Source organism: Streptomyces sp. MB09-02B (genome assembly GCF_033794485.1).
In the GTDB taxonomy this organism is placed as follows: Bacteria; Actinomycetota; Actinomycetes; order Streptomycetales; family Streptomycetaceae; genus Streptomyces.
Map to the genome: position 1 here is coordinate 1 of NZ_JARGEE010000688.1, position 2937 is coordinate 2937.

General features: G+C 72.6%; 2 protein-coding genes. Both read right to left on the reverse strand.

Going from position 1 to position 2937, the window contains the following annotated elements:
- Positions 1–208: 208 nt before the first annotated feature.
- The gene (locus P1P70_RS42845; RefSeq protein WP_217185728.1) at positions 209–898 is read right to left on the reverse strand and encodes a response regulator; all 690 of its coding nucleotides are present in this window, start codon (positions 896–898) and stop codon (positions 209–211) included.
- Positions 895–2724, reverse strand: coding sequence for a sensor histidine kinase (locus P1P70_RS42850; RefSeq protein ID WP_319247647.1), 1830 nt, complete (start codon positions 2722–2724; stop codon positions 895–897). Before P1P70_RS42850 ends, P1P70_RS42845 begins: the two co-directional genes overlap by 4 nt.
- Positions 2725–2937 lie beyond the last annotated feature (213 nt).

Sequence of the window (2937 nt, forward strand, 5' to 3'; positions counted from 1 at the left end):
AACGGCTCACCCCGGTGCACCGGCTGCGGCTGACCGCGTCCGCCGCCCTGGTTCCGGTCGTCCCGGTGTTGGTGGCATTCGTCCCGGCATTGCGGGCACGACCTCCTGCTGGCTACGTCGCTGTGGCCTTGGGTGGTGCCCGGTGACGCTAAGGGGAGTGGTCTAGTCAGGTCAATGCGTCTGCACCGGTCGCCGTGAGGCGCCGGCCCTAGCCCTTCACCCACCGGTACTGCAGCTCCGGCCGCCCCACCTGCCCGTACTGCGGGCTCCGTGCCGCGCGGCCGGCGTCCACCAGGTGCTCCAGATAGCGCCGGGCCGTGATGCGTGAGATGCCGACCGCCTCCGCCACCCCGGCCGCCGTCAGGCCCTCGCCCGCGTCCCGCAGGGTCACCGTCACCCGTTCCAGCGTCGGGGCGCTCAGCCCCTTCGGCAGCGCCGCCGGGCCCGGGGCCCGCAGGGTCGCCAGCGCCCGGTCGACCTCGTCCTGGCCGCTCGCCTCGCCCGCCGCCGCGTGGAACTCGGCGTAGCGGACGAGACGGTCGCGGAGGGTTGCGAACGTGAAGGGTTTGAGGACGTACTGGACCACGCCCAGCGAGACGCCCTCCCGGACCACCGTCAGGTCCCTCGCCGACGTCACCGCTATCACGTCCGCGTGGTAACCGGCCGCGCGGAGGGAACGGGCCAGTTGCAGACCGTGCACGTCCGGCAGGTGCAGGTCCAGCAGCAGCAGGTCCACCGGCATACGGTCCAGCGCGCGCCGCGCCTCCGCGCCCGTGTGGGCCTTGCCGACCGCCGTGAAGCCGGGGACCCTGCCGACGTACATCATGTGCGCGTCGGCGGCCACGGGGTCGTCCTCGACGACCAGGACTCTGATGGGGTCGGACCCGGCCTTCGTCATGCGTCGTCGCCTCCAGCCGCAGCGGCCCGAGGGGCCTGGACAGTCTGAGCAGTCTGTGCAGTATGGGGGCTTTTCGCGGCCTGAGGGGTCCGGGCGGTCCCAGTGGCCTGGTCGACCTGGTCGACCAGGCCGGTCAGGCCTGACAGGCCCGCCTGGTCGTCCCGGGGGACCCGTGCGGCCTGCGCCGTCTCGTCCGTGCTGCCCGCACCGCCCGTGTCCAGCGGCAGCCGCACCTCGAACTCGGCCCCGCCCCCGGCCGCCTCCGACACCGTCAGCGTGCCCCCGTGGCGGCGCGCGGTCTGCCGGACGAGCGCCAGACCGAGGCCGCGGCCGCCGGGCCCGGAGGGCTTCGTGGAGAAGCCGCGCTCGAAGACGGCCTCCGCGAGGGCCGGATCCACACCGCTCCCCGTGTCCGACACCCGCAGCACCAGCACCGACCCGTCCGCCGTCCCGGCCCGCTCGTCCGTGTACGCCGTCACCGTCACCCGCGCTCCGACCGACCCCTGTGCCGCGTCCACCGCGTTGTCGATCAGGTTGCCCAGGACCGTGACCAGGTCGCGGGCCGGAAGGGACTCCGGCAGGAGGCCGTCGTCGATACGGCTGTCCTCGGAGACCACCAGCTCGACGCCCCGTTCGTTCGCCTGGGCGGCCTTGCCCAGCAGCAGGGCGGCGAGCACCGGTTCGCTGACCGCCGCCACGACCTGGTCCGTCAGCGCCTGCGCCAGCTCCAGTTCCGCCGTCGCGAAGTCGATCGCCTCGTCCGAGCGGCCCAGCTCGATCAGCGAGACGACCGTGTGGAGGCGGTTGGCGGCCTCGTGCGCCTGGGAACGCAGCGCCTGGGTGAAACCGCGCTCGGAGTCCAGCTCGCCCGTGAGGGACTGGAGTTCGGTCACGTCGCGCAGGGTGACCACCGCGCCCCGGCGCTGACCGCCCGACACCGGTGAGGTGTTCACGACCAGCACCCGTTCCGCGGTCAGGAGCACCTCGTCCACCCGGGGCTCGGAGGAGAGCAGCGCTCCCGTCAGCGGGGCGGGCAGCCCCAGGTCCGCCACCGAACGGCCGACCACGTCGTCCGTCACCCCCAGCAACTCCCGCGCCCCGTCGTTGATGAGCGCCACCCGGTACTGGCCGTCGAGCATCAGCAGGCCCTCGCGCACGGCGTGCAGGGCGGCCTGGTGGTAGTCGTGCATGTTGCTCAGCTCGGAGGCGTTCATGTTGTGGGTGTGGCGGCGCAGGCGGGCGTTGACGATATAGGTGCCGACGCCGCCGAGAGCGAGGGCACCGGCGGCCACGCCGACCAGGGCCGTGAGCTGGTCCTGGACGCGGTCGCTGATCGCCTGCACCCGGATCCCGGCGCTGACCAGGCCGATGACCTCGCCGTTCTCCACGATCGGGGTGACCGCGCGGACCGACGGGCCGAGGGTGCCGGTGTAGGTCTCGGTGATCGAGCCGCCCTTCTGCGCATCCTCTATGTGGCCGAGGAAGTGCTCACCGATCCGGTCGCGGTCCGGGTGGGTCCAGCGGATGCCGTCGGGAGTCATGATCGTCACGAAGTCGACGCCGGCGTGCCGCTGCACCTCGGTGGCGTACGGCTGGAGCCGCGCCGTGGGGTCGGAGGTGTGGATCGCCGCACGGACCGACGGGGAATCGGCGACGGTGGCCGCCACGGCCAGGGCATGACGGCGCCCCGCCTCCTCCGCCTGGGAGCGGTCGCTGACGTACGTGAACAGCGCGTACCCCGCAACCACGGCGGCGATCAGCACCGCCTGAACGGCGAAGAGCTGACCTGCGAGGCTGCGGGGACGGAGGCGGGGCGGGACGCGCATGGCAACAGTCTGCATCGACGTGTAGGCGTGAACTAAATGAACGGAAGGGTGACCGCCCTCACAGGGAGGGAGATAGTCACTGCATCGACCCGTCCAGCACAGGGACACCGACAGGGAGTACGACTCCCGCCCCGGGACACCACGACCCGAGCCGCCGGGAGCCCGTCTCCCACCCCCGGGAGACATCCTCTCCCACCACCGGGAGCCCGTCTC